Source organism: Spirillospora sp. NBC_01491 (genome assembly GCF_036227065.1).
GTDB classification, from domain to species: Bacteria; Actinomycetota; Actinomycetes; order Streptosporangiales; family Streptosporangiaceae; genus Spirillospora; species Spirillospora xylanilytica.
This window is the reverse complement of the sequence record NZ_CP109432.1, coordinates 3,375,929-3,400,786: the sequence shown is the minus strand read 5'-3', so window position 1 is coordinate 3,400,786 and position 24,858 is coordinate 3,375,929. Positions and strand designations below refer to the sequence as shown.

Below are 24,858 nucleotides of genomic sequence, written 5' to 3'. Positions count from 1 at the left end.
TACTCCGTACAACATACAGAGATTCGGTTCCTATTCCAGGGGGCGGCCCGGGTCAGCCCTTGATCTGCGTCCAGGCCTTGGCCCAGCGGTTGTAGTCCGCGCAGGTCGAGCCGCGGCCGTCGCCGCAGTCGGCCGTCGGGGTCCGCCAGAACGCGAGCCGCTGATAGAACCCCGGGTCGCCCACGTGGTAGGTCGTGCAGAAGCCCTTGGCGGTGTAGCGGCACGCCTTCGGGTTGGCGGGCGCCTCGCCGAACCACTGGCCGACCTGCGCCTGCACCTTCGGGGTGATGATCCAGTTCATCCACTTGTACATGCAGTTCGGGTGCTGCGCGCGGGACGAGATCATCCAGGTGTCCGACCAGCCGGTGGCGCCCTCGGACGGCAGCGTGGTCGCGACCGGGCTCTTGTCGGCGATGGCCAGGTTGGCGGTCACCTGCCAGGCCGTGCCCGCGTAGTTGTTGGCCTGCTTGAACGACTGGAGCTCGTCGGTGTAGCTCGCCCAGTACTGGTTGACGTTGGGCCGCTGCTGCTTGAGCAGGTCGACCGCGGCCTCGAACTGCTCGTCGTCCAGCGCGTAGACGTCCTTGATCTTCAGGTCGGGACGGTGCGTCTTGAGGTAGAGCGCGGCGTCGGCGATGTAGATGGGGGAGTCGTAGGCGACCACGTGCCCGGCGGCCGGGGAGTCCTTGTCCCAGACCACGTCCCACGAGGTGGGCCGCTCCGGCAACTTGTCGGTGCGGTACATCAGCATGTTGGCGCCGTAGCCGTGCGGCATCCCGTACATCTGGCCCTTGACCGAGTTGTACGGCTGGTTCTTGAGGAACGGCGCGACGTCGGCGTACCCGCTGAGCAGGCCGGTGTTGACCGGCGCGACCGTCCCGCCGTAGATGAGCCGCAGGCTGGAGTCGCCGGACGCCGACACCCCGTCGTACTGCCCGGTCTTCATCAGCGCGACCATCGAGTCGGAGGTGTCGGCGACCTTGGCCTCGACCTTGCAGCCGGTGGCCTTGGTGAACTGGGTCACCCAGTTGACCTTCTTGTCGTTGCTGCCGTCCTCGGCGTACCCGGCCCAGATGACCAGCTTGAGCCGGCCCTCCGAGGCGCCGACGTCCTGCGCCATCGGGATGTTGGGCAGGGCGGCGGCCTCGCCGGAGTTCCCGTCGCCGCAACCGCCGGCCAGCGCGGCGGCGGCCGTCAGCGCGGTGACGGCCAGAGTGAGCCGGGAGCGGGCCGAGGACGTCCGGGGGTGCCGAGTTCCGAAGATCACGCTAGCCGATCGTAGGGGGTCCGGCGGCGGTACGTGGCCACAAAGGGTGATGATTCGGAAACTGTCGACACATGCCCGTCTCCGTTCTAGGCTCTGCTGCGTTCCGCCCCAAGCCCCGCCAACCTGAAAGATCCATCGCAGTGCGAACACGAGGCCGTCGAGTGGAATCAGCAGTCAGCCACAGGCGGGACGGTCCCAAGGCCGCGCGCTTCAGATCCATCCGGTTCAAGGTCATCCTCATGGTCCTTGTGTCGGTGGTGTCGCTCGCCGTGTTGTGGGCCTTCGCCGCGAGCATCGCTCTCGGCGAGGGACTCAACCTGCGCCATGTGAAGACCGTCCAGGAGCATTACGGCTACCCGGCGGGCGCTCTCGGCAGCGCCCTCCAGGCCGAACGCCGCGCGTCGATGGTCTACCTCGGCAGCAAGGCGGTCGGCGACCAGGCGTCGATGGAGTCGGCACGGCTGGTCACCGACCGGCAGGCCGACCTGTTCCGCGGCCTGGTGAAGGACCCCGGCGCCCGGGACTCCGCGCCCGTGCAGGCACGCCGCCTCACCGACAAGATCGGTGCCGGGCTGGACGCGCTCGCCGCGGGACGGCGCTCGGTCGACTCGGGCGCGACCGTCCGCACCCGGGCCTACGCCGACTACACCGCCCTGCTCGCCGACGTCGGCACCCTCCAGGGCACGCTGTCCACCCTGGACAACTCCGAGGTGGCCAAGGACGCGCGCAGCCAGGCGTCGCTGGCGCGGGCCCGGGAGATCCTCTCCCAGGAGGACGCGCTGCTCGCCGGCGTCCTCGCCGCGGGCCGGATGACGGCCGGCGAGCGCGCCGAGTTCACCAAGCTCGTCGGCACGCAGCGGTCGCTGTACGCCTTCACCGCCGGTGAGCTGCGGCCCGCCGACCAGAGCTACTACCAGCGGGTCGTCACGATGCCGGAGGCGGTACGGCTCCGGCAGGCGGAGAACTACTTCATCAGTCTGCGCCGGATGAAGGCCGGCGGCAGCGCCGGCGTGGCCTGGAAGACCACCGCCGACTCCAACCTCACCCGGCTGCGCGGCCTGGAGCTGTCGGTCGCCGCGGCGGCCGAGGCGCGGGCCAAGCCGATCTCCGACACGATCATCCTGCGCGTGGTGCTGGCCGGCGCGCTCGGGCTGGTCGCGGTCATCGCCTCGCTCGTCCTGGCCGTCTGGGTGGCCCGCTCGGTCATCCGCGAGCTGGCCCGGCTGCGCCGCGAGGCACTCGACCTGGCCGATGTCCGGCTGCCCGGCGTGATCGCCCGGCTGCGCCGCGGCGAGGAGGTCGACGTGGCCGCCGAGGCGCCGCCGCTGTCCTTCGGGACCCGCGAGATCGACCAGGTGGGCGACGCGTTCAACGCCGCCCGCCGGACCGCGATCCAGGGCGCGGTCGAGGAGGCGGCGCTGCGCCGCAACGTCAGCGACGTCTTCGTCAACCTGGCCCGGCGCAGCCAGACGCTGCTGCACCGCCAGCTCAACCTGCTCGACGCGATGGAGCGCCGGATGGAGGCGCCCGACGAGCTGGAGGACCTGTTCCGCGTCGACCACCTGGCCACCCGCATGCGGCGGCACGCGGAGGGCCTGATCATCCTGTCCGGGCAGGCGCCCGGACGCGGCTGGCGCAGCCCGGTCGGGATCATCGACGTGGCGCGCGCCGCCGCGTCGGAGGTCGAGGACTACACCCGGGTGAACGTGGCGCCGATGCCGCAGTCGGCGGTGCTCGGCCCGGCCGTCGCCGACGTCATCCACCTGCTCGCCGAGCTGATCGAGAACGCCGCCTCGTTCTCCCCGCCGCACACCACCGTCCAGGTCAGCGGGCAGGCCGTCGCGCACGGCTTCACGCTGGAGGTCGAGGACCGCGGCCTCAGCATGGACGAGGTGAGCCTCAGAGCGGCCAACGAGCGGCTGGCCACGGCCGCCGAGTTCGACCTGTCCGACAGCGCCCAGCTCGGCCTGTTCGTCGTCGGGCGGCTGGCCCACCGGCACGGGATCAAGGTGACCCTGCGCACCTCGCCGTACGGCGGGATGACCGCGATCGTGCTCCTGCCGGAGGAACTGGTGGTGCGCGCGGACGCCGCGGAGCTGGAGAGCGCTCCGGTCGCGACGCGCCGTGCCGAGGACGCCCTCGTCCCGGTCGGCTCGGTCATGGGCGGCGGACGGCGGCACGCGGTCGCGGAACTGGCCTCGGGCCCGGCCGGGCCCGGTGGGCACGACGCGAACGGCGCCGGCGGTTCGGTGCTGCAACTGCCGACCGGACGGCACGCCGCCGGATCGACGGGCTCCGGGGCGTACGAGGTCGTCCCCGACGCCCAGGGCGGCGGCCCGTCCAACGGCGGCCCGTCCAATGGCGGCCCGTCTAACGCCCGGCCGTCCAACGGCGGGCCGGGATCTCGGCCGGGCACGCCTTTCGGGGCCGCGTCCCCGCAGGGCGGTGCGCCTCCCGGAGGGATGTTCGGCGAGGCGCCGAGCGGCCCCCCGGAAGGAGAAAACGCAAGCCCCGGCGATGTCGCCGCCGCGTCGCGTACCGTGTTCGAGGAGCCGATCCAGGGCTCGGCGCCCTCGCGGCGTTCCGGCACCCAGACGGGGCCGCAGCGGCTGCCGCGGTCACCGCGGGAAGTCCGGCGGCGGCCGTCCGGCGGTACCGGCGGGGGAGGTGGGGGCGGTCGTGGCGGACGGCCGTCGCTTCCCAAGCGGGTCCGCCAGGAGAACCTCGCCGCGCAACTGCGCGACGAGGCCGCGGGGTCGGCGCCCGAGGCTTCGGGCCCGTCTGCCCCCGAACGCTCCCCGGAGGATCTGCGGACGATGATGTCGGCCATTCAACAGGGCACCCGGCGCGGTCGCGCCGAGGCCATCGAGAACGACGACGAGGGTTCGTGACATCCGATGACCGGATCCGGGAACGAGTGGATCGATGAGGAGGCCGGGCCCCTGGTCCGGTCGTACGCGCTGACGCGGGGCCGTGCCCGGCCGGCCACGCGCGAGAGCTTCGATATGATCACGATCGTCTCGACCTCGGCGCGGCCGAGGTCGGGCACTCCCGGGATCGGCCCGGAGCATCTGGCCATCCTGGAGATGTGCCTGGCGCCGCAGCCCGTCGCCGAGATAGCGGCGCGGCTGAGGCTGCCGCTGGTCGTCGTCCGGGTGCTGCTCGGCGACCTTCTGCATCACCGGCTCATCGCCGTCACCAGTCCACAGGAGGAGAGCGCGCTCTCCAAGGAACGTCTGCTCAGGGAAGTGCTCCATGGACTCCAAGCGCTCTAATGGGAATTCGGGTGCAATGAGCGAGATCCCGTCCGCGGGTGGCTCGGTGCCCGTCGCGGTCAAGATCCTCGTGGCGGGCGGGTTCGGGGTCGGCAAGACCACGCTGGTGGCGGCGGTCAGCGAGATCACGCCGCTCCAGACCGAGGAACTGCTGACCGACAAGGGCGTCGACGTCGACGACACCGCGGGCGTGGAGCACAAGACCACGACCACGGTCGCGATGGACTTCGGCCGCATCACCATCCGGGACGGGCTGGTCCTGTACCTGTTCGGGACGCCCGGCCAGAACCGGTTCTGGTTCATGTGGGACGAGCTGTCCTACGGCGCGCTCGGCGCGGTCGTGCTCGCCGACACCCGGCGCCTCGCCGACTGCTTCCCGGCCGTCGACTACTTCGAGAGCCGCGGCCTGCCGTTCGTGGTCGGGGTGAACTGCTTCGACGACGGCTACGCCTACACCTCCGACGAGATCCGCGACGCCCTCGACCTGAGCGAGGACACCCCCGTGGTGCTGTGCGACGTGCGCGACCGCAAGTCGGGCAAGGATGTGCTGACGCTGCTCGTCCGGCACGTCCTGACCGTCCACCAGCGGGAGTACGAGTCGGGCGTGCCGGTCTCGTAGGACCGTCCGGCCGGGGCCCGAGCCGGGCCCCGGAACCGGGGTCCGCCGGGGCCGCAGAACGCGAAGGCCCGCCGCAGGCGGGGGACGGGAGCCGCTCCCGTCCCCCGCCCGCGGCGGGCTCGTCGCGCTACCGGCCGCTCAGGCGAACGCCGGCATGATCTCGTCGTGGATCAGCCGGAGCTGGGTGTCCACGTCGGCGACGCCGTCGATCTCGCGGCCGGTGAAGCCCTTCACCAGCGTGGCGTCGGTGATCGCCGCGATGAGGTGGTTGACCCCGGTCGGCTCGATCTCCCGCTTGATCTTGGCGGTGACCTCGGCCGGGGTGCCCGCGATGGACAGCTTCTCGGTGATGTCCGGGGTGGTCAGCTCGATCGCCTTGGGCAGGTCCCCGGCGCCGACGGCCTCGATGATCGGGGCCATCTCCTTGGGGTCGACCCCGTTGCGCAGGAGCTGCTCCTCGGGCATGGCGGAGGCGTACAGCCCCACCATGCTGCGCGCGGCCTCCTTGGCGGCGGCCGAGTCGGGGCCGGTGGCGAAGACGACCCAGGCGCCGATGTCCAGGGTCGTCCAGTCCTTGCCGGCCCGCTCGGCGCCGATCCGGGTGTGCTTGACCGCGTACTCGTAGGCCTCGCGGGTGTAGCTGAGCGCGTGGTGCACGCCGTCGGACAGCTCGCCGGCCGCCTCGAACGACTTGGGCCCGCGCATCGCGCCGATCTTCACCGGCAGGTGCTCCTGGACCGGCCGGGCGAAGGTGAACAGCCCGTCGTAGGAGTAGAACTCCCCGTCGCGGGTGATGGTGCCCTCATCGAGCAGGGTGCGGACGACCGCCACGGCCTCCTTGACCCGGGTGAGCGGCTTGGTCTTGGTCCAGTCGATCTTGTACTGGGCCAGCACCCCGAAGTTCCCGCTGCCCAGCACGACCTCGGCGCGTCCACCGGTGAGCTCGTCGAGCGTGGCGGCGGCCTGGGCGATGAGGCTGGGTTCGCGCAGGGTCACCGCCGAGACGCTCGGGCCCATCCGGATCTGCGAGGTCTGCGCCGCGGCGGCGGCGAACAGCAGCCACAGGTCCTTGTGCCACGGCTCGTCGGCCGCGTACGCGGCATAGAAGCCGAGCTCGTCGGCGAGCTTGATCGAGGCGAGGGACTCGTTCAGCGGGTAGTCGGGGAGCATCGCGTAGCTGAACTTCACCGTTCTCCTGACTCTTCGGTGCGGGGAGTCTTCGGTCGATTACCGAAGTGTGATCAACGGCAACCAAGCATGCACAGGGCTGAAGCCTTGCGCAATGTCGGGACGGTGTTAATCGATACCGATTTGGCAGTGGGCACCGAGGGCGGTATATCGGGCAATAGCCGGGCAAATCCGGATGAATTATCTATATCGGGCGACCTGCGTGCGGTGCGGGACGGCCGCTCCACCGGACGGGCCGCGGCGGGCTCAGTTGATGGTCAGTCCGCCGTTGACGTCGCGCAGCTGAATGACCTTCTCGGCCTGGCCGTTGAAGACGTTGCTGACCCCGTCGCCGGTCGCGGTCGCGTTGGTCTGGACCTGGCCCCACAGGGACCGCACCTCGTCGCCGAACGCGGGGTCCTCGTCCAGCACGCCGCGGATCACCCCGGCGAGCTCCTCGATCCGCTCGGGCGACTCGGGGTCCTCGGTGGCGCGGGCCAGCGCCCGCTCCTCGCTCACCCGGCCGCGGAACCGGGCCTTGACCTTCTGGACGAGGGCGGCGACGGCCTCCCGGGCGGGCTCGCCCGCGACCTCGACGGCCTTACCCGCCATGGCGGTCGCGATGGCGATGGTCATCGGATCAGTCATCGGTTGCTCCCCGGTGCCGGACGTGCGTGAAGACAGGCGTGCACCAGTCCACCACGCTGCGGGCGACCCTGGCCAGGCTCGGCCGTGACCGGCCGCACCGATGCAGCCACGACCGTCCTGAACGACGCCGTACGCGATCTGGACGGCCCGCGCTATGGCGCCGAGACCCGAACGCCGCCCGCCGGTATCGCGGAGCGGACGGACGATCTGGAGGCGCGGCGGGCGCACTCTCCCGCGCGCGCACGAGCTCTGCCGAACTGAATACGGAATTGCGGCCGTGGGGAGGGCGATTCGGTCGCCGGGTCGGCCGGTCCGGCACGGCCGGTCCGGCACGGCGACGCGCCGGCGGCGGGAGGTAGGGTTCGCCTGCGTGATCGATCGTCAGGAACAGGGTTCGGCCGAGCGAGGTGGCGTGCCAGCGCAGGTGACGCGGACGGCGGGACGTCTCGCCGACGGGCGCGAGATCGTCTACTTCGACGAGGCGGCCGGGCGGGTGCCGGTGCCCGACCCGCGCGACCTGCCGGCGGTCCGGCCGCACTGCGAGACGCGCCGCGATCCGCTGACCGGCGACTGGGTGACCGTGACCGCGCACCGCAACGCGCGGACCTTCCTGCCGCCTCCCGACCAGTGCCCGCTGTGCCCGGGAGGCCCGGCGTCGGAGGTCCCGGACGCCGGATACGACGTCGTCGCGTTCGAGAACCGCTTCCCCTCCTTCGACGCGCGCACCCCGGACGTCCCGCCGGGCGTCGACGGGCGCGAGCTGTTCGAGCGGCGGCGGGGCGACGGGCGCTGCGAGGTGGTCTGCTTCACCGACGACCACGGGGCGGCGATGGCGAGCCTGCCGATCCCGCGGATCCGCACCGTCATCGAGGCGTGGGCCGACCGGACCGAGGCGCTCTCGGCGCTGCCGGGCGTCGCGCAGGTGTTCGTCTTCGAGAACCGCGGGGTCGAGATCGGGGTGACCCTGCACCATCCGCACGGGCAGATCTACGGCTACCCGTTCATCACGCCGCGCACCCGGCGGATGCTCACGACGGCCGCCGCGCACACCGCGCGGACCGGCCGCGACCTGTTCGCCGACGTGCTGGAGGCCGAGCGGGCGGGCCCGCGCGTCGTCCGGGCGGGCGAGCACTGGACCGCCTACGTCCCGGCGGCGGCCCGCTGGCCCGTCGAGGTGCACCTGACGCCGCACCGGCACGTGCCCGACCTGGCCGCGCTCACCGGCGCCGAACGCGACGAGCTCGCGGTGCTCTACCGCGACCTGCTGCGCCGCTGCGACGCGCTCTACGGCACGCCGCTCCCGTACGTCGCGGGCTGGCACCAGGCGCCCGCGGCCGAGGGACGCGACCTGCTCCGGCTGCACCTGGAGCTGTTCTCGGTCCGCCGCGCCGCCGACAAGATCAAGTATCTGGCCGGGTCGGAGTCGGGCATGGCCGCCTGGATCAACGACGTCCCGCCCGAGCGGGTGGCCGCCCGCCTCCGCGACGCCTGACCACGGCCGCGGCGCCCGGCGGCGCCGTCCGGCCGGTGCCGTCCGGCCCGCGCCCGCTCAGGAGCGGCCGGCGGCGACGGCGCGGCGGAAGGGGGCGATCGCGGCCTCGACCTTGGTGAACGCGCCGCCGTCGGCCCACAGGTCGTACCACTCGTTGTCGGCCGGGTCGAGCGCCCGGGTGATGGTGCGCTGGGCCAGGTCGCGCAGCCCGTCCTCGGTGCCGAACGCCATGCCGTCCAGGTACTCCTTGGTGCCGGCGTCGGTGAGCACCGACGGGTCGATGCGGGCGGCGACCAGGCACGCGGCGGCGAGCGCGTCCTCGACGATCGAGCCGTCGAGGTAGTCGTCCTCGTCCAGCATCGCGGTCATCGCCGAGCGCAGCCCGCCCGGCACCGCGTCGGCGGGCCCGTCGGCCAGGTCGCCGACGAAGTCCATCGCCGAGTCGTTCTCGAACGGTCCGTGGCCCCAAGCTCCCATATGTTCCTCCTCGCAGCGGTCGTTGAGGGCCGAACCTAGCGGAGCGCGCCGACAAGAACTAGCGGGCGGTGGTCCGCGGCCCGCGGCCTGCGGGGCAGGAGACGTTCGTCCGGGGTGCGCGCGCCCAACGTACGGCGGGCGATCGGACGGCGCCCCACCGGGTTTCGCCACCTGGCGGAACGATCCCGCCGGGGTGCCCTAGCCTCCGTCCCGTGCCGGAAAGCGTGCTCACCAGCCTGCTCGCGCCCGGGGAGTTCGACGGCGTCGCCGCCACCGCCTCCGGGGACGCGCTGGCCTTCGCCTCCGGGAGCGCGAACGGCCACGGCGGCGTCGGGCGGGCGTGGAACCTGCGGACCGGTGCCGCGGGCCCGCCGATCCCTGATCTCCCGGACGGCCTCTGGGCGTTCGCCCTCGTCCCCGGGGGGCCGGTCGCGGCCTGGTGCCACCGCGACCGCGTCCACGTCTGCGACCCGTTCACCGGCGCCGAGCGCGAGCTCGACCACGAGCGCGCCGTCCAGCCCGACCTCGTCGGCCTCGCCGAGCGCCACGGCCGCGGCGTGGTGGTCGCCGTGTTCGGCCCGGCCGGCGACGCCGAGGTGGTGCTGTGGGACGCCGGCACGGGCGAGCCCGCAGGGGAGTTCGGCGTGTGGCTCGGGCACCGGTCCGCCATCGACGGGCAGCCGCTGCACGCCACCGGCAGGCTCGTCGGGATCGCCTGCGACGCCGAACGCGGCGACGGCACCGGCGCGGAGCACTACGTGGGCGTGCTGGACGTGGAGCGCGGCGAGGAGGTCGCGCGGCTCGCCGGTCCGGGACGGCTGACCGCCGTCGCCGGGCCCGTCCTCGTCCAGGCGGGGCCCGGCGAGCTGCGCGTGCGCCGCCTCGCCACCGGCGACCACCTGGCCGCCCTCGCGCTCCCGGACGCACCCGACACCCTCGCCGCCGCCACCGTCGCCGGCCGCACCGTGATCGTCACCGGCACCGGGGACCGCCTCCTGACCTGGGACGTCGCCCGCGCCCGTCCCGTCCACCGGATCGACCTGCCGGCACCGGCGACCGACCTCGCGCTCGCCGCCGACGGGACCCTCTTGGCCGCCACCCGCACCGGCCTCCACACCGGCCGCCTCCCGGCCTGACCCGCCTCCCGGCCTGCCTGCCACCCGGCTCGCCGGGGCGCCGCCGGACGGACCGCCCCGGAGACGGCGCCGGACGGGACGCCGGGAAGCGTCCCGTCCGGGTGGTGGATAACCGGTCAGCGGGTGGCCCGCTGGTACTGCTGGCGGACCTCCTTGGGGGTGACCGGCCGGTCGAGGAACATCAGGCTGTCGATGCGGCAGTTGCAGGGGTTGCCCTCGCGGGTGTTCTGCGGATAGCTGCCGCCGATCTTGATGCCGCGGGGGTCGGTGGCGGTGGCGCGGTCGGGCTCCGGCGCGCCCTCGAGGTCCCACGGGTCGCCGGCGACGGTGTAGGCGCCGGGCAGCGCCTTGCCGTCCTTGTAGAGCGCCATCGCGCCGGTGTCGTAGTCGAACGTCGCGGCGAGGAAGACCCAGGTGTTCTGCGGCAGCACCTGCTGCCAGGGGCCGTCCGCGGCGAACGTCTGGGACCGGCCGCCGTCGACGCGGCGGCCGAGCGCGACCACGCGCAGCTCGCCCTTCACGTCGATGACCTCCAGGAGGGCCCGCACGTCGTGGCCCTGCGAGTCGCCGCTGAGCAGCCCGGCGAGGCCGATCGCGTTGTACCGGTCGTCCGGGGCGGCGGTGTTGGAGTTGAGGCTCGGGTTGGTCCCGGTCATCTTGAACCAGCCCATGACCGACGCGCCGCGCGTGCCGTTGAACGCGTGCAGCGACGGCACGCCGGTCTCGGCGAACAGGCCGGCCTTCCAGTCGTCGTTGCCCGCGGTCTCCGGGGCGACCTGCTCGAGCTGGATCGAGCCGCGGCTGCCCCGGTGCGCGCCGTCCCGGACGCGCATCGCGGCGCCGCCGTTGACGAGCCTGATGTCGGTGCCGGAGCGGCCGAGGTCGCGTTCGCCCGCGGCGTCGCCGCGGACGGGGTGCTCGAAGTCGTAGTGGGCGATCAGGTCGTGCCGGAGGCCGGGCGCGACGTCCGGCCCGCCGCCGCGGGTGGCGGCCTGGGCGGGAGTGGCGGCGAGCGTGGCCCCGAGCAGCAGGGTCAGCAGTGCCGCCGGGGCACGGCGAACGATCATCGTCGTCTCCTAGGGGAGACCCCGGGGGAGCCGGCCGGCGGCCGGCTCCCCCGGGGCGGAGGGGTCAGGACGCGGGGGTTCCGCGCACCGTCAGGCCGCGGATCCGGCCGATGTTGTCGAACGAGCCGAAGCCCACCCGGCCGGAGCCGAACGTGGTGTCGAGCGCGGTCATGACGGGCTTGGCCGCGCCGTCCACCCGCACCGAGATCTCGCCGGTGCCCGCGCAGTGCGAGACCCGGACGCCGTGCCACGCCTCGTCGGCGATGGCGGGCGGGGCGCCGTGCGAGCGGTTGGCGTTCCACTGCTGGTCGATGCGGAACCGGTCGGCGCCGTCCACCTTGAAGATCCCGTTGTGCGGGTAGATGGTGTTGTCGCTGGACAGGTGCGTGTAGTAGTAGTGCGTGTCGTCCCGGTAGCCGAACACCACGATCACGTCGCGGTTGCTCTCCGCGACCGGTGTGTCAAGCCTGACCTGGGCGTCGATCTGCGTCGAGGTGAACTCGGGGCCGGACTTCAGCACCGCGTACTCGAACGGGCGGCGCGGTCCGGGACGGGCCTCGCCGGCCTCGGCGAGCACGACCTCCTTACCGGGGAAGCGCCACTTCGACGGCGTCACCGGCGCCCAGTTCTCGGCCGCCATGACGTTGCCGACCTTGGCGGGACCGGCCTTGCAGCCGGCGTAGCCCTTCGTGCCGACGACCTTCCAGATCTTGCCGTTGGCCTTGGCGAGCAGGTACGGCTCGCCCTTGCCGTCGGAGCCGTACCGCAGGTCGACGCGGTCGTCCCCGGCGAGCTGCTTCATCGTGACGGGCTTGCCGCTGGTGTCGTAGGCGGCGAGCTGGTAGATCTGCGCGCGGTTCTTCCCCGCGGGGTCGCGCTTCATGTCCCGCTCCTCGGTGTAGAGGAGCCGGCCGTCCACGATGTCGGTGAACAGGTACTTGCCGCGCAGCGCGGGCAGCTTGGAGCCGCGGTAGACGTAGCCGCCGGAGATGGCGTGCCCGCTGTCGGAGGCGCAGTTCCAGTCCGCGGGCGGGTCGTGGTCATAGGCGGCCACCGGGTAGTCGTAGCCGTACTTGGCGTCGTCGGCCGGCAGCGGGTACAGGTGGCAGCGGTCGTCCTTGCTGAAGGTGAAGGGCCCCTCGCGCTCGCTCCAGCCGAGGTTGTCGCCCGACTTGATCTCGTGGATGGACTCGATCTCGTGCTCGCCAATGTGCGCGAGGAACAGCCGCTTCTCGCCGCCGGTGTCCCAGCTGAAGCGGTGCGGGTCGCGCATCCCGTAGGCGTAGATCTCGCCGACCTTGCCGGCCTGGCCGGCGAACGGGTTGGCGCGCGGGACGCCGTACCTGCCGTTGGCGCTGTCGTGCCCGGCCGGGTCGATCCGCAGGATCTTGCCCTGCGGGACGCCCAGGTTCTGCGGGTCGCCGCCGTTGTCGCCGACGTTGCCGTTGCCGCCGTCGCCCGCCGCGACGTAGAGCAGGCCGTAGTCGGCGGAGCCGCGCTTGGCGTTCGGGTTGAAGTCGATCTGCTGGAGGCCGTGCACCCGGCCCGCGTACCCGATGCGGAACAGCTCGCGGTGGGTGCCGGAGAAGGTGCTCGCGGACGGGTCCTTCGCCGTCCACTCGTCGATCACCCCGTGGTACAGGGTCTTCGGCTGCGGCGTCAGGTCGGGCGTCTTGGTCTTGAGCGCGTCACCGGCCTCGACGTGGGTGGTGTAGAACTTCCCGTTCTTCTTGAACTCGGGGTGGAAGGCCACGAAGCCGAAGCCCTGGCCGAGTCCGGCGGCCGAGTAGAAGTCGGGGGCGAAGGTCGCGCCGACGTCCAGGTAGGACTTGGGCTTCTTGTCCTTCTTGTCGAGGAAGTACAGCTTGCCGTTGAGGTCGGGGGCGAACAGCCGGCCCGAGCCGTCGGGCACCTCGCCGACGTGGTTGACCCGGTTGTACCGGATCAGCCGCGGGTCGGTCGGCGGCGCCGACGGCTCGGACTTGGGGAGCTGGGCGACCTCCTTCAGGACGAGCCCGAGCCCGGAGGGCGCGGGATCGTCGGGGATCGGGTCCAGCACCGGGTCCGGTGCGCGGGCCCCGGCGGGCGGCGGCGACGCCAGCAGCGCCGCGAGCAGCGTCGCCATCAGCGCGATGATCGTGGGGATGGACCATCTCAGTTTCTTCATCCAGGCCGTCCAGGGGTGGGGGGTGAGTTGCCTGTCGGAGGGCGAGAGTGTGGAAAGCGCTTTCAGTAAGCGCTTTCACGAACGTACGAAAAGCCCACGAGTCCGTCAAGAACCAATTCGTCCTGTTTTCATTCGATGACCCGCCGAAACCGTCGTGTCACCGTCAGCGCGTGCACCGCCGTCGCCAGCACCGAGACGGCCAGCCCCGCCGGTGCCGCCTGCGGGTACCCGGCGACCGTGAACGCCGAGGCCAGCGCCGCACCGGGCGCCCACAGCCAGGTGGGAACGGGCTTCGGCGGGCGCCCGCGCCGCCGCCGCGCGGCCTCCGCCGCCATCGGCGGGATCAGCGCGGGCAGCGCCGCCGCCAGCACCGTCAGCCAGTCGAACAGCATCCGGTCGACGCGCAGCGCCGCGAGCACCGCGCCCGGCACGGCGATCGCCAGCACCGCCGCCCGCCACGGCAGCCCGGTCGCGAACCGGCGCACCGCGAAGACCCCCGAGTGCACCGCCGCCAGCGTCGGCGCGATCACCGCGGCGGCCATGAACAGGTTGGCGGCGGGCAGCCCGTCCGGACCCGCGAGCACCGCGACCACATCGGTCGAGCCGCTCGCCGCCGCGACCCCGGCGCCGACCACCGACGCGGCCAGCGCGGGCCCGACCAGCAGCGCCACGCACCAGGCGAGGTCCGCGCGGCGGCGCAGCCCGACGGTGAAGTCCGGCGCCCGCACCGCGAACACCGACACGTAGCCGATGTAGCCCGCGAGGTCGGCGGCCAGCCCGCCGAACGGGCCGTCCCGCGCGAACGTCACCGGCGAGCCCGGCGGCGGCAGCCGCACCGCCACCACCGCGACCAGCGCGACGGCGGTCAGGGTGGTGACGACGGCGACCGCGTTCCACCGCCCGCCGCCCGCCAGCAGCACCCCGACCGTCGGCACCGCCAGCACCGCCGCGCCCACCGGGTCCGGCACCCCGCCGAGCGCGGCGAGCGCCGCGCCGCCGAGGCCCACATTGAAACCGAACCAGCCGACCATCGCCAGCGCGAGCAGCCCGGTGAACGCCCGCTCGGCGGTCGCCGGCAGGTAGCGCGGCGCCAGCTCGGCCATCGCCGCGTTCTCCCCGGCCGGCGGGAGCAGCCCGAACCGCCCCTGGACCGCCAGGAGCGCGGCCATCACCAGGCCGCCCACCAGCAGCAATACCGCCGGGAGCGCCCCGCCGTGCCGCCCGCCGACCTGCGCGCCGAGCACCAGCGCGCCCGGCGCGGTGCCGATCCCGAGCCACGCGCCCGCGGCGCCGCGCCACGTCCGCCCGCCCGCGTGGGGCACGGCGGCGGCCGGGACGGACACGTTCTCGGGAAGGTTCACTCGACGTGCTCCCTGTACCGTTCCAGGCAGAGCGCGAGCGCGTCGGGTCCGGGCATCGCCCAGACGGCCTCGTTGAAGATCTCCACTTCGATCGGGCCGGTGTAGCCGACGGCGTCCACGGCCTCGCGGAACCGGCGCAGCTCGACGCAGCCGTCGCCGAGCATGCCGCGTCCGGTGAGCACGCCCTCCGGCAGCGGCGTCACCCAGTCGGCCACCTGGAACAGCGCGAGCCGGCCCTCCGCCCCGGCCCGCGCGACGCCCGCGTACGCGGCCGGGTCCCACCACAGGTGATAGGTGTCGACCACGACGCCGACCTGCGCGGACGGGTGCGGAGCCGCCAGATCGAGCGCCTGCTCCAAGGTGGACACCACGCAGCGGTCCGAGCAGTACATCGGGTGCAGCGGCTCGATCGCGAGCCGCACACCCCGCTCGCCCGCGTACGGCGCGAGGACGGCGAGCGACTCGGCGACCCTGGCGCGGGCCCCGTCGACGTCCCGCGCCCCGGCCGGCAGGCCGCCGCTGACCAGCACGAGCTCCGGGGCGCCCAGCGCGGCGGCCTCGTCGATCGCGCGGCGGTTGTCGTCCAGCGCGCCCGGCTCCTGGAAGAACCCGCCCCGGCACAGCGACGTGACCGTCGCGCCGCTGTCCCTGACCAGCTTCGCCGTGCGTTCGAGGCCGTACTCGGCGACCGGCTCGCGCCACAGCCCCACGTTGCCCACGCCGGACGCGACGCAGCCCGCGACCATCTCCGGGACGGGCCAGTACCGCGTCGTCCACTGATTGAGCCCGAACCTCATCCGGCGGCCCCCTGCACCGTCAGCCAGGCGCGCATCCGGTCGGCGGCGAGCCCGGGATCGGGAAAGAGGCCGGCCGCGTCGGCGAGCCGGAACAACCGGACCAGGTGCGGCACCGTACGGGCGGTCTCCAACCCTGCGACCATCCGGAAGTGCTGCTGGTGACCCGTCAGCCAGGCCAGGAACACCACACCGGTCTTGTAGTAGAACGTGGGCGACTCGAAGAGGTGCCGTGCAAGCGGCACCGTCGGGGCGAAGACCTCCTTATAGGCGGCATGGTCTCCCGCGTCCAGTGCTTGCAGCGCACGCGCCGCGGCGGGCGCGATCGGGTCGAACACCCCCAGCAACGCGTCGCTGTACCCCGCCTCGTCCCCCTCGATCAGATCGGGGTAGTTGAAGTCGTCGCCGGTATAGAGACGCACGGACTCGGGCAGCCGGCGCCGCAACGCGACCTCGCGGTCCGCGTCCAGCAGCGACACCTTGACCCCGTCCACCCGGTCCGCGTTCGCCTTGATCAGCGCGAGCACGGCGTCCGCGGCGGCGTCCAGGTCGGACGACCCCCAGTAGCCCTCCAGCGCCGGATCGAACATCGGGCCGAGCCAGTGCAGCACCGCCGGGCGCCCGAGCTGCGGCAGCAGCCGCCCGTACACCTCGGCGTAGTCGTCCGGCCCGCGCGCGGCGGCGGCGAGATGGCGGCTCGCCATCAGCACCGGGACCGCGCCCGCCGCGTCCACCACCGCGAGCTGCTCCTCGTACGCGGCCACGATGCCCTCCAGCGACGCCGGACCGGGCGGGAGCTGGTCGGTGCCCGCGCCGCACGCGATCCGCCCGCCGCACGCCCGCGCCTCGGCGCCGCTGCGCGCGATCAGCTCGCGCGTCGCGGCCCAGTCCAGGCCCATGCCGCGCTGCGCGGTGTCCATCGCCTCGGCGACCCCGAGCCCGTAGGACCACAGATGCCGCCGGAACGCCAGCGTCGTCTCCCAGTCGAGCGCGGCGCCGTCCCCGAACGGGTCGGCCACCACATGCGCGGCGGCGTAGGCGACGCGCGACGAACTCGGCCCGGCGGGCGGCGGATACGCGCGCGGCTCGCCCATCGTGTACGGGACGAGCGCCCCGCCCGCGGCGCCGTCCGGCAGGTCGATCCTCACGGCTTCAGCTCCGGAACCTCGAACCGGCGACCCTCACGCCACGCGCGCATGCCCAGATCGGCGAGCTGCACCCCGCGCGCGCCCGCGTAGAAGTCCCACGGGAACTCCCCGTCGCCCACCACGTACCGCAGGAACAACTCCCACTGCGCCTTGAAACCGTTGTCGAAGTCGGCGTTGTCGGGGACCTCCTGCCACTGCGCGCGGAAGTCCTCCGTGGCGGGCAGGTCGGGATTCCACACCGGCTTCGGCGTCATCGACCGGTGCTGCACGCGGCAGCGGCGCAGCCCCGCGACGGCACTGCCCTCGGTGCCGTCCACCTGGAACTCCACCAGCTCGTCCCGGAACACCCGGGTCGCCCACGAGGAGTTGATCTGCGCGACGATCCCGCCGTCCAGCTCGAAGATCCCGTACGCGGCGTCGTCGGCGGTGGCGGCGTACGGCTTGCCGTCCTCGCCCACCCGCTCGGGGATGTGCGTGGCGCCCAGCACCTGCACCGACCGGACCGGCGCGATGACGCCGTCCAGCACGTACCGCCAGTGGCACAGCATGTCGAGGATGATCCCGCCGCCGTCCTCGGACCGGTAGTTCCAGCTCGGCCGCTGCGCCTCCTGCCAGTCGCCCTCGAACACCCAGTAGCCGAACTCGCCGCGCACCGACAGGATCCGCCCGAAGAACCCGCCGTCCACCAGCCGCTTCAGCTTCAGCAGCCCCGGCAGGAACAGCTTGTCCTGCACCACGCCGTGCTTGACGCCCGCCTCGTCGGCGAGCCGCGCCAGGGACAGCGCGCCCTCCACGTCCTCGGCGAGCGGCTTCTCGGTGTACACGTGCTTGCCCGCCGCCACCGCGGCCCGGATCGCCGGGACCCGCGCGCCGGTGATCTGCGCGTCGAAGTAGACGTCGGTCCCGGGCCGGTCCAGCGCCGCGGCGAGGTCGGTCGTCCACTCGCTGAGCCCGTGCCGCTCGGCGATGTCGCGCAGCCTCGCCTCATTCCGTCCCACCAGCACCGGCTCCGGCCAGAGCACGGTGCCGTCGGACGCGCGCACCCCGCCCTGCTCCCGGATCGCGAGAATCGAGCGGAGGAGGTGCTGGCGGTACCCCATCCGGCCGGTGACGCCGTTCATGACGATCCCGATGGACCTGCGTGCCATCCCGTTCCTTCCTTGCCTGTAAGCCCGCGGACCTGGTGGCCCGCGGTTCAGTAGTGTGAGTTCGCGCGATATCAGTCGGGTCATCCTGGGGGGACGACCCCCCAGACCCCCCGGCACAAACCGCCGACTGCCTCGCTTCGCTTCGTCAGTCGGCGGCGTTCACGCCCGCGCCGAGCAGGGTGCGCGCCCGATTGGTGACGCGGGCGAACTCCGGCCGCGCCATGGTCTCGGCGTAGTCGCGCTCCGCCGGCAGGCCGACGTCGATGATCTCGGCGATGGTGCCGGGGCGGTCGGTCATCACCACCACCCGGTCGGCCAGGTAGGCGGCCTCCGCGATGGAGTGCGTGACCAGCAGGACGGTGGTGCGGGTCTCCCGCCAGATCCGGTTCATCTCGATGTTGAGCTGCTCCCGGGTGAGCGCGTCCAGGGCGCCGAACGGCTCGTCCATCAGCAGCACCGGCGGCTCGTGCAGCAGCGCCCGGCACAGCGCGACGCGCTGCTGCATGCCGCCTGACAGCTCGTGCGGGAGGGCGTCCTCGAACCCGCCGAGACCGGTCATCTCGATCAGCTCGGCGGTCCGCTTCCGGGCCTGCTCGGACGGCATCCGCCGCATCTCGGCCTGGAGCATGATGTTGCGGCGGGCGCTGCGCCACTCCAGCAGCGCCGCCCGCTGGAACACGTACCCGATGTCGGCCCGGGGGCCGGTGACCTGCTCGCCGTGCAGCCGGACGGTGCCGGACGAGGGCTTCAGCAGCCCCGCCACCAGCTTCAGCAGTGTCGACTTGCCGCAGCCCGACGGCCCGACGATGGCGACGAACTCGCCGCTCTTGACGTTGAGCGATGCCTCGCGCAGCGCCGTGACGTCCCGCCTGCGCGAGCGGAACCGCACCGCCACGCCGTCGATCTCGACCGCCCCCGGCCCCTGGGCTTCGGCGTCCGCGCCGTCCTGCGGGTCCGTCTTCGGTTCGCTCATGATCCTCATGCCTCGTCCCGTCATCCCTGCGGAGCCGACGCGGCCTGCCAGTACGTGGCGGGCGGCGACGCCTTCTCGATGAGCCCGGCCTGGTGGAAGAGGTCGATGGTCTGCTTCCAGTCGGCCTCGGTGTTGACGCCGGGCGCCTTGCCCTTGGTCGCCGCGGTGTGCAGCAGCGTGAGCGTCGTCTTGAACTGCTCGTCGATCACCTTGGTCGGCGGGAGCTGCTCGGACGCCCCGGCCATGCTGGCGACCGCGCCCGCCGCGTCGCCCTCGGCCGCCGTCCACGCCTCGCTGGTGGCGGTGACCATCTTCTTGACCAGGTCGGCGTCGCTCTTGAGCTTGCGCTCGCCGACCATCAGCCCGTTGGAGTAGAAGTTCAGCCCGAACTCGGAGAAGCGCAGCGCCGAGACCGGCTTCTTGGCCTTGTCCTGCATGATCGGGCCCTGGTCGCTGGCGTAGCCGAGCAGCCCGTCGGTCTTGCCGGAGATCACCGCGGCGATCTTCCCGGCCGGGTCGGTGTTCTGGATCTGGACGTCGCTCTCACTGAGCCCGTTCTTCTTCAGGAACGCCGGGAAGGTGCGGGTCAGCGCGTCGCCGGCGGTACCGGCGATCTTCTTGCCCTTCAGGTCGGCGGGCGTCTTGATGCCGGTCGCGGTGAACGACTGCACCGCCGCCGGGGTGGTCTGGAGGAACACCCCGATGCTCTTGATCGGCATGCCCTTGTCGACCGCCGCCAGCAGCGCCGGGGTGTCGGCCCAGCCGAAGTCGGTCTGCCCGGCGCCGGTCGCCTGGACGGTCTTCTGCGACCCCTGCCCGGCGTTGATCTGGAGGTCGATGCCGTGCTTCTCGTAGATGCCCTTCTTCTTGCCGTAGTAGAACGGCGCGTGCTCGCCGTACGGGTACCAGTTGAGGGTCAGCGTCACCTTGGTGAGCTTCTTGCCCGACGCGCTGGTGCTCCCTTCGGAGCCACCGCCGCAGGCGGCGGTGAACGCCAGGGCCGGGACCAGGACGCCGGCGGCGAGGGTGCGGAGCTTCATCTGCGGCTCTCCGTTGCTAGGGATGGTGCGGGGTGGTGCGAGAGTCGGCGGGGGGACGGGCGGTGCGCGGGCACCGTCAGAAGGAGGTGGTGACGGAGCCGCCGCGGCGGCTGGCGTGCCAGGGCAGCAGCAGCATCTCGGCGAGCTCGACCGCGACGAACAGCACGACCCCGATCGCCGACATGACCAGCAGGCCGGCGAAGAGCATCGGGGTGTCCAGGTTGCCGTTGGCCTGGAGGATCACGTAGCCGAGACCCTCGTTGGAGCCGACGAACTCGCCGACCACGGCCCCGGTGACGGCCAGCGTGACCGCCACCTTCAGGCCCGAGAACAGATGCGGCAGCGAGGCGGGCATCCGGATCTTGGCGAACGTCCGCATCGGGCCGGCGCCCATCGTGGCCGACAGCTCCAGCATCTCCGGGTCGACCGCCTTCAGCCCGGCGACCATGGAGATCACCACCGGGAAGAACGCGATCAGCACCGCGACCACGACCTTGGGGCCGAGCCCGAAGCCGAGCCAGACCACGAACAGCGGCGCGATGGCGATCTTGGGGATGACCTGGGCGAACAGCAGGATCGGGTACAGCGTCCGCTCGACCGTGGCCGAGTAGACCATGAGCACCGCGGCGGCGACGCCGACCAGGACCGCGATCACGAATCCGAGCAGCGTCTCGTAGGTGGTCACCCAGCCGTGGTGCCAGATGTACCCCCACTTGTCGCCGAGCACGTTCAGGGTGGTGCCGGGCGAGGGGACCAGGTACGCCTCGACCAGGTCGAACGCGGTGATCGCCCACCATGCGGCCAGGCAGGCCAGCAGCAGTGCCGCCGGCCGCCAGACCCGTTCCATGCCGTCCCTGATCCGTTCGCCGGCGCCGGGGCGGTCGCGTTCGACCACGCCGGACGCGCCGGTCTCGTCCGACGGCGTGCTCGCGGTCGTCGTCGTGTCGTGACTCACCATGTGGCTCCTCCGGGAGGGGCGGGGAAAGAGCATTGAGAAAGCGCTTTCTGATGTACCGTAAGAACGACGCCCGGCGAGGTCAAGGGGTAGCGCCCGGTCTCCTTGCGTCGAGGCCCGGAAAACTGCGAATCAGACGACCGAGGGAGCGGCGATGGCGGAAGCGGCGGACGATCCCCGCTCCGGCGAACGGAACTACGTCACCCTCCAGGACGTGGCACGCGAAGCGGGCGTCTCGCTCGCCACCGCGTCCCGCGTCCTCAACGGCACCTCCCAAGTACGGGCCGACCTGCGCGAACGGGTGCTCGCGACGGCCGCGGAGCTCAGCTACACGCCGAACGCGCACGCGCAGGCGCTCGCCAGCTCCTCCAGCAAGGCGATCGGGGTGATCTGCCACGACGTCAGCGACCCCTACTTCGCCAGCGTCGCCCGCGGCGTGATGCGCACCGCCGCCGACCGCGGCATGCTGGTCATGCTGGCCAGCACCTTCCGCGACCCGGCCCGCGAGATCGAGTACGTGGCGATGCTGCGCGCGCAGCGGGCCCGCGCGATCCTGCTCATCGGCTCGGGCTTCGAGGACCGCGACTGGGAGCGCTCGATGGCCGCCGAGCTGGAGCCCTACCTGCGCACCGGCGGCCGGATCGCGGTCGTCAGCCGGCACCGCAGCCTGCGCGTCGACACCGTCCTGCCGCAGAACAAGGAGAGCGCCGCCGAGCTGGCCCGCGCGCTGCTCGCCCTCGGGCACCGCCGCTTCGCGGTGCTGACCGGGCCGCGTGCGCTCACCACCGTCGCCGACCGGCTCGCCGGATTCATGGAGGCGCTCGCCGAGGCGGGCGTGCCGCTGCCCGATGCGCACATCGTCGAGGCGGCCTTCACCCGCGACGGCGGCTACGCGGCGGCGGCCGAGCTGCTCGCCCGGGACGTCCGCCCGACCTGCGTGTTCGCGGTCACCGACGTGATGGCGATCGGCGCGATGGCCGCGCTGCGCGACCACGGCGTCCGCGTCCCGGACCAGATGTCGCTGGCCGGCTTCGACGACATCCCGATCGTCCGCGAGCTCACCCCGCCGCTCACCACCGTCCGGCTCCCGCTCGACGAGATGGGCGAGCGGGTGATGCGGCTCGCCCTGCGCGAGCAGTCCTCGCGCCGCAGCCGCATCGAACGCGTCGCCGGCGAGGTGGTGCTGCGCGCCAGCACCGGCCCGCCGGGCTGACCGCCCCCGAAACCCGCCGCGTCAGCTCGCGGCGCCGCGACCCTGGAGGACGAGCCGTGCGGCTGGACGAACTGAAGATCGAGCGAGTCGAGGTGTTCGCGGTCGGCCTGCCGACCCGGCGGTCGTTCGGCGTCGCCGGCGGGGCGGTGGCCGTCGCCGGCCGGCCGAGCGTCCGCGTCCTGGTCAAGGTGAGCGCCGGCGGCGTGAGCGGCTGGGGCGAGTCCACCCCGATCCCCGCCTGGACGTACGAGACCGCCGAGTCCATCCTCACCACCATCGACCGCTACCTGGCCCCCGCCCTCCTCGGCCGGCCCGCCTGGGACCTGGACGGCACGGCCGCCGTGTTCGAGCGGGTGATCAACCGGGGCTTCAGCATTGGCGCGCCGCTCGCCAAGAGCGCGGTCGACGTCGCGCTGCACGACCTGCTCGGCCGCGCCGCGGGCGTCCCCCTCGGCGTGCTGTGGGGGCAGCGCCGCACCGAACGGGTGGAGCTGGCCTGGATCGTGTCCGGGCAGTCGCCCGCCGAGGCCGCGGGCAGCGTCGCGGAGGGCCGCGACCTCGGCCACCGCGCGTTCAAGGTGAAGATCGGGCTGCACGACGAGGCGACCGACGCGGCGGTGGTCGAGGCCGTCCGCACGGCCGCGCCGGGCGGCGCGCCGCTGTGGGTCGACGCCAACCAGGGCTACAGCGTGCACGCCGCGCTGCGGATGGCGCGGCGGCTGGACGGTCTCGGCGTCACCGCGTTCGAGCAGCCGCTGCCCGCCAATGACGTCGCCGGGCTGCGCCGCCTGCGCGACGCCTGCCCCATCCCGGTCGCGCTGGACGAGAGCCTGCGCCATCCGTCCGACCTGGCCACCTTCGTCCGCCTCGAGGCGGTCGACATCGCGATCGCCAAGGTCCAGCGCACCGGCGGGCTCACGCTGTCGCGGCGGATGTGCGCGCTCGCCGAGGACGCCGGCGTCGAGCTCATGGGCTCCGGCCTCACCGACTCCGACCTCGGGCTGGCCGCGTCGCTGCACTTGTTCGCCGCGCACGGCATCGGCACGCCGGTCGACCTCAACGGCCGCCAGTTCATCGAGTCCCCCTACGCGGGGCCGACCGTGCGGGTCGAGGGCGGCACCGCGCACGTCCCCGAAGGGCCCGGCCTCGGCGTCGAGGTCGACGAGGCCGTGGTGCGTGAGCTGGCCGTCGAGGTCCTGGACGCCCGCCCAGGGACCCAGGGCGCGAAGGCCGGGACATGACGAACGCCCGGGGATCCCGTCCAAGCGTGGACGGGATCCCCGGGCGTTCCGGCGTCGTCGCCGGTCGCCGTCAGCGGACGGCGACCTCCTCATCGGACTTGGACGCCTCGGCGTCGCCGGCCAGGCCGCCCTGCTCGGCCTCGTAGTCGGCCGGACGCCACTCGGGCCACACGTCGAGCTGCGTGCGACGAGGGTTCGCCAGAGGGTTGTTCATCGCTGTTGATGCCTCCTGTTGAGCCGCCGGAACAAAGAGATCTTCCCGGATACCCCACCCTGCTCCGCAAAATGGTCTAGACCTGACCGCCGGCCGGCGGGCCCGGCGCCGTCCGCCGGCATTCCGGTCAGGCCCCTCCCCAAGCCGTAATCGTGTTCGTACCGTCACGCTCTGGACCGTCCGTGCCGGGCTCCCTACGCTCGACTCACCCGGTCTCCGCCCGATCCCGCGTGAGGGAGCCGCATGACCACGGCCCGAGAGATACCCGACATCCTGTCCAAGGAGTTCGCGGCCGATCCTTATTCCGCGTACCGCGTCCTGCGCGAGGACGCGCCCCTGCTGTGGCACGAGCCGACGCGGAGCCACATCCTCTCGCGGTACGAGGACGTCGCCCGCGCGTTCCGCGACCCCGTCTTCACCACGGCCAACTACGACTGGCAGCTCGAACCGGTGCACGGCCGCACGATCCTCCAGCTCAGCGGCCGTGAGCATTCCGTGCGGCGCGCCCTGGTGGCGCCCGCGTTCCGGGGCGCCGAGCTCCAGAGCAGGTTCCTGCCCGTCATCGAGCGCAACTCGCGGCGGCTCATCGACCGCTTCCGCCACGCCGGGACGGTCGAGCTGGTCGGCGACTACAGCACGCACTTCCCGGTCAACGTGATCGTCGACATGCTCGGGCTCGACCAGGCCGACCACGCCCGGTTCCACCGCTGGTACACCGCGAACATCGCCTTCCTCGGCAACCTCTCCCAGGACCCGGACGTCGCCGCCGCCGGGCTCCGCATGCACGACGAGTTCGCCGCGTACATGATCCCGATCATCCGGGCCCGCCGCGACGACCTCGGCGACGACCTGCTGTCCTCGCTGTGCCGCGCCGAGATCGACGGGACGCGGATGAGCGACGAGGACATCAAGGCGTTCTGCAGCCTCCTGCTCGCCGCCGGCGGCGAGACCACCGACAAGGCGATCGCCGCGGTGTTCGTCAACCTGCTGCGCCACCCCGACCAGCTCGCCGCCGTCCGCGCCGACCGGACGCTGATCGCGCGGGCGCTCGCCGAGACGCTCCGCTTCACCCCGCCGGTGCACATGATCATGCGGCAGCCGGCCGAGGACGTCGAGATCGCCGGCGGCGTCGTCCCCGCCGGGGGCACGGTCATCGGGCTGATCGGCGCCGCCAACCGCGACCCCGCCCGGTACGCCGATCCCGACTCCTTCGACCTGTTCCGGGACGAGCTGAGCGCCGCCACCGCGTTCTCGGCCGCCGCCGACCATCTGGCGTTCGCGCTCGGCCGGCACTTCTGCGTCGGCGCCCTGCTCGCCAAGACCGAGGTCGAGGTCGGCGTCGGCCAGCTCCTGGACGCGATGCCGGACGTGCGGTTCGCCGACGGCTTCACCCCCGTCGAGCGCGGCCTGTTCACCCGAGGCCCGGCGGCGCTGCCGCTGGTGTTCACCGCCTGAG

General features: G+C 72.8%; 23 protein-coding genes. 9 read left to right on the top strand and 14 right to left on the bottom strand.

Going from position 1 to position 24,858, the window contains the following annotated elements; all coding sequences use genetic code 11:
* Positions 1-52: 52 nt before the first annotated feature.
* Positions 53-1,267 carry an ABC transporter substrate-binding protein gene (locus OHA34_RS15675; protein WP_329522049.1) on the bottom strand — a complete coding sequence of 405 codons (1,215 nt, stop codon included), beginning with the start codon at positions 1,265-1,267 and terminating at the stop codon, positions 53-55.
* Positions 1,268-1,506: 239 nt separating this feature from the next.
* Between OHA34_RS15675 and OHA34_RS15670 the strand changes: the two genes are divergently transcribed.
* From OHA34_RS15670 to OHA34_RS15660, 3 genes are read left to right on the top strand one after another with little or no spacing between them, the layout of a single operon-like run.
* Complete coding sequence (locus OHA34_RS15670; protein WP_329522048.1) at positions 1,507-4,158, top strand: nitrate- and nitrite sensing domain-containing protein; 2,652 nt, start codon at positions 1,507-1,509, stop codon at positions 4,156-4,158.
* A 6-nt stretch (positions 4,159-4,164) separates the two neighbouring features.
* Positions 4,165-4,542, top strand: a complete 378-nt coding sequence (locus OHA34_RS15665; RefSeq protein ID WP_285941912.1) for a DUF742 domain-containing protein — start codon at positions 4,165-4,167, stop codon at positions 4,540-4,542.
* A 16-nt stretch (positions 4,543-4,558) separates the two neighbouring features.
* On the top strand, positions 4,559-5,161 hold the full coding sequence (locus OHA34_RS15660) for a GTP-binding protein (protein ID WP_285941911.1): 603 nt from the start codon (positions 4,559-4,561) through the stop codon (positions 5,159-5,161).
* Positions 5,162-5,299: 138 nt separating this feature from the next.
* Here the strand turns inward: OHA34_RS15660 and OHA34_RS15655 are convergent, their stop codons facing one another.
* Positions 5,300-6,349, bottom strand: coding sequence for an LLM class flavin-dependent oxidoreductase (locus OHA34_RS15655; protein WP_329522047.1), 1,050 nt, complete (start codon positions 6,347-6,349; stop codon positions 5,300-5,302).
* A gap of 246 nt (positions 6,350-6,595) precedes the next feature.
* Positions 6,596-6,976: a hypothetical protein gene (locus OHA34_RS15650; protein WP_285941909.1), complete on the bottom strand. Its 381-nt coding sequence runs from the start codon at positions 6,974-6,976 to the stop codon at positions 6,596-6,598.
* Between the two features lie 84 nt (positions 6,977-7,060).
* Here OHA34_RS15650 and OHA34_RS15645 point away from each other — a divergent pair, with 84 nt between their 5' ends.
* Together OHA34_RS15645 and galT are read left to right on the top strand one after the other, a co-directional pair.
* A complete protein-coding gene (locus OHA34_RS15645) occupies positions 7,061-7,237 on the top strand; it encodes a hypothetical protein (protein WP_329522046.1) in 177 nt (58 codons plus the stop codon).
* Positions 7,238-7,400: 163 nt separating this feature from the next.
* Positions 7,401-8,468 carry a galactose-1-phosphate uridylyltransferase gene (gene galT / locus OHA34_RS15640; RefSeq protein WP_329522411.1) on the top strand — a complete coding sequence of 356 codons (1,068 nt, stop codon included), beginning with the start codon at positions 7,401-7,403 and terminating at the stop codon, positions 8,466-8,468.
* A 57-nt stretch (positions 8,469-8,525) separates the two neighbouring features.
* Here the strand turns inward: galT and OHA34_RS15635 are convergent, their stop codons facing one another.
* The gene (locus tag OHA34_RS15635; protein ID WP_285941908.1) at positions 8,526-8,945 is read right to left on the bottom strand and encodes a DUF4259 domain-containing protein; all 420 of its coding nucleotides are present in this window, start codon (positions 8,943-8,945) and stop codon (positions 8,526-8,528) included.
* A 212-nt stretch (positions 8,946-9,157) separates the two neighbouring features.
* On the opposite strand from OHA34_RS15635, the gene OHA34_RS15630 reads away from it, so the two are divergent.
* Positions 9,158-10,081 carry a WD40 repeat domain-containing protein gene (locus OHA34_RS15630; protein ID WP_329522045.1) on the top strand — a complete coding sequence of 308 codons (924 nt, stop codon included), beginning with the start codon at positions 9,158-9,160 and terminating at the stop codon, positions 10,079-10,081.
* Positions 10,082-10,197: 116 nt separating this feature from the next.
* On the opposite strand, the gene OHA34_RS15625 is transcribed toward OHA34_RS15630, so the two are convergent.
* The 9 genes from OHA34_RS15625 to OHA34_RS15585 all read right to left on the bottom strand — a co-directional run bounded on the left by OHA34_RS15625 (position 10,198) and on the right by OHA34_RS15585 (position 20,737).
* Positions 10,198-11,148, bottom strand: a complete 951-nt coding sequence (locus OHA34_RS15625) for a LamG-like jellyroll fold domain-containing protein (protein ID WP_285941906.1) — start codon at positions 11,146-11,148, stop codon at positions 10,198-10,200.
* Positions 11,149-11,212: 64 nt separating this feature from the next.
* Positions 11,213-13,315, bottom strand: coding sequence for a PQQ-dependent sugar dehydrogenase (locus tag OHA34_RS15620; RefSeq protein WP_285941905.1), 2,103 nt, complete (start codon positions 13,313-13,315; stop codon positions 11,213-11,215).
* Positions 13,316-13,443: 128 nt separating this feature from the next.
* On the bottom strand, positions 13,444-14,676 hold the full coding sequence (locus OHA34_RS15615) for a hypothetical protein (RefSeq protein ID WP_329522044.1): 1,233 nt from the start codon (positions 14,674-14,676) through the stop codon (positions 13,444-13,446).
* Positions 14,673-15,473, bottom strand: a complete 801-nt coding sequence (locus OHA34_RS15610; RefSeq protein ID WP_329522043.1) for a sugar phosphate isomerase/epimerase family protein — start codon at positions 15,471-15,473, stop codon at positions 14,673-14,675. Before OHA34_RS15610 ends, OHA34_RS15615 begins: the two co-directional genes overlap by 4 nt.
* The gene (locus OHA34_RS15605; RefSeq protein WP_285942787.1) at positions 15,470-16,564 is read right to left on the bottom strand and encodes a dihydrodipicolinate synthase family protein; all 1,095 of its coding nucleotides are present in this window, start codon (positions 16,562-16,564) and stop codon (positions 15,470-15,472) included. Before OHA34_RS15605 ends, OHA34_RS15610 begins: the two co-directional genes overlap by 4 nt.
* 50 nt (positions 16,565-16,614) lie before the next feature.
* The gene (locus OHA34_RS15600; protein ID WP_285941902.1) at positions 16,615-17,766 is read right to left on the bottom strand and encodes a Gfo/Idh/MocA family protein; all 1,152 of its coding nucleotides are present in this window, start codon (positions 17,764-17,766) and stop codon (positions 16,615-16,617) included.
* Positions 17,767-17,911: 145 nt separating this feature from the next.
* Positions 17,912-18,739, bottom strand: coding sequence for an ABC transporter ATP-binding protein (locus tag OHA34_RS15595; RefSeq protein ID WP_329522042.1), 828 nt, complete (start codon positions 18,737-18,739; stop codon positions 17,912-17,914).
* Between the two features lie 20 nt (positions 18,740-18,759).
* Entirely contained in the window at positions 18,760-19,779 is a 1,020-nt protein-coding gene (locus tag OHA34_RS15590) for an ABC transporter substrate-binding protein (protein ID WP_285941900.1), read from the bottom strand.
* 76 nt (positions 19,780-19,855) lie between these two features.
* Positions 19,856-20,737 (bottom strand): ABC transporter permease, encoded by an 882-nt coding sequence (locus OHA34_RS15585; RefSeq protein ID WP_285941899.1) that lies wholly within the window; start codon positions 20,735-20,737, stop codon positions 19,856-19,858.
* A gap of 151 nt (positions 20,738-20,888) precedes the next feature.
* Between OHA34_RS15585 and OHA34_RS15580 the strand changes: the two genes are divergently transcribed.
* Positions 20,889-21,947 carry a LacI family DNA-binding transcriptional regulator gene (locus tag OHA34_RS15580; protein WP_285941898.1) on the top strand — a complete coding sequence of 353 codons (1,059 nt, stop codon included), beginning with the start codon at positions 20,889-20,891 and terminating at the stop codon, positions 21,945-21,947.
* Between the two features lie 56 nt (positions 21,948-22,003).
* Positions 22,004-23,188, top strand: a complete 1,185-nt coding sequence (locus tag OHA34_RS15575) for a mandelate racemase/muconate lactonizing enzyme family protein (protein ID WP_329522041.1) — start codon at positions 22,004-22,006, stop codon at positions 23,186-23,188.
* Positions 23,189-23,258: 70 nt separating this feature from the next.
* Here OHA34_RS15575 and OHA34_RS15570 read toward each other — a convergent pair whose 3' ends face one another.
* Positions 23,259-23,402 carry a hypothetical protein gene (locus tag OHA34_RS15570; protein WP_285941896.1) on the bottom strand — a complete coding sequence of 48 codons (144 nt, stop codon included), beginning with the start codon at positions 23,400-23,402 and terminating at the stop codon, positions 23,259-23,261.
* 243 nt (positions 23,403-23,645) lie between these two features.
* Between OHA34_RS15570 and OHA34_RS15565 the strand changes: the two genes are divergently transcribed.
* Positions 23,646-24,857 (top strand): cytochrome P450, encoded by a 1,212-nt coding sequence (locus tag OHA34_RS15565; RefSeq protein ID WP_329522040.1) that lies wholly within the window; start codon positions 23,646-23,648, stop codon positions 24,855-24,857.
* Position 24,858 lies beyond the last annotated feature (1 nt).

Excerpts from the sequence above, each read along its gene's own strand:
- OHA34_RS15670 (WP_329522048.1), top strand. The coding sequence starts at position 1,507 with ATGGTCCTTGTGTCGGTGGTGTCGCTCGCCGTGTTGTGGGCCTTCGCC.
- OHA34_RS15665 (WP_285941912.1), top strand. The coding sequence starts at position 4,165 with ATGACCGGATCCGGGAACGAGTGGATCGATGAGGAGGCCGGGCCCCTG.
- OHA34_RS15660 (WP_285941911.1), top strand. The coding sequence starts at position 4,559 with ATGAGCGAGATCCCGTCCGCGGGTGGCTCGGTGCCCGTCGCGGTCAAG.
- OHA34_RS15650 (WP_285941909.1), bottom strand. The coding sequence starts at position 6,976 with ATGACTGATCCGATGACCATCGCCATCGCGACCGCCATGGCGGGTAAG.
- OHA34_RS15635 (WP_285941908.1), bottom strand. The coding sequence starts at position 8,945 with ATGGGAGCTTGGGGCCACGGACCGTTCGAGAACGACTCGGCGATGGAC.
- OHA34_RS15625 (WP_285941906.1), bottom strand. The coding sequence starts at position 11,148 with ATGATCGTTCGCCGTGCCCCGGCGGCACTGCTGACCCTGCTGCTCGGG.
- OHA34_RS15620 (WP_285941905.1), bottom strand. The coding sequence starts at position 13,315 with ATGAAGAAACTGAGATGGTCCATCCCCACGATCATCGCGCTGATGGCG.
- OHA34_RS15610 (WP_329522043.1), bottom strand. The coding sequence starts at position 15,473 with ATGAGGTTCGGGCTCAATCAGTGGACGACGCGGTACTGGCCCGTCCCG.
- OHA34_RS15605 (WP_285942787.1), bottom strand. The coding sequence starts at position 16,564 with ATGGGCGAGCCGCGCGCGTATCCGCCGCCCGCCGGGCCGAGTTCGTCG.
- OHA34_RS15600 (WP_285941902.1), bottom strand. The coding sequence starts at position 17,766 with ATGGCACGCAGGTCCATCGGGATCGTCATGAACGGCGTCACCGGCCGG.
- OHA34_RS15595 (WP_329522042.1), bottom strand. The coding sequence starts at position 18,739 with ATGAGCGAACCGAAGACGGACCCGCAGGACGGCGCGGACGCCGAAGCC.
- OHA34_RS15590 (WP_285941900.1), bottom strand. The coding sequence starts at position 19,779 with ATGAAGCTCCGCACCCTCGCCGCCGGCGTCCTGGTCCCGGCCCTGGCG.
- OHA34_RS15585 (WP_285941899.1), bottom strand. The coding sequence starts at position 20,737 with ATGGTGAGTCACGACACGACGACGACCGCGAGCACGCCGTCGGACGAG.
- OHA34_RS15580 (WP_285941898.1), top strand. The coding sequence starts at position 20,889 with ATGGCGGAAGCGGCGGACGATCCCCGCTCCGGCGAACGGAACTACGTC.
- OHA34_RS15570 (WP_285941896.1), bottom strand. The coding sequence starts at position 23,402 with ATGAACAACCCTCTGGCGAACCCTCGTCGCACGCAGCTCGACGTGTGG.
- OHA34_RS15565 (WP_329522040.1), top strand. The coding sequence starts at position 23,646 with ATGACCACGGCCCGAGAGATACCCGACATCCTGTCCAAGGAGTTCGCG.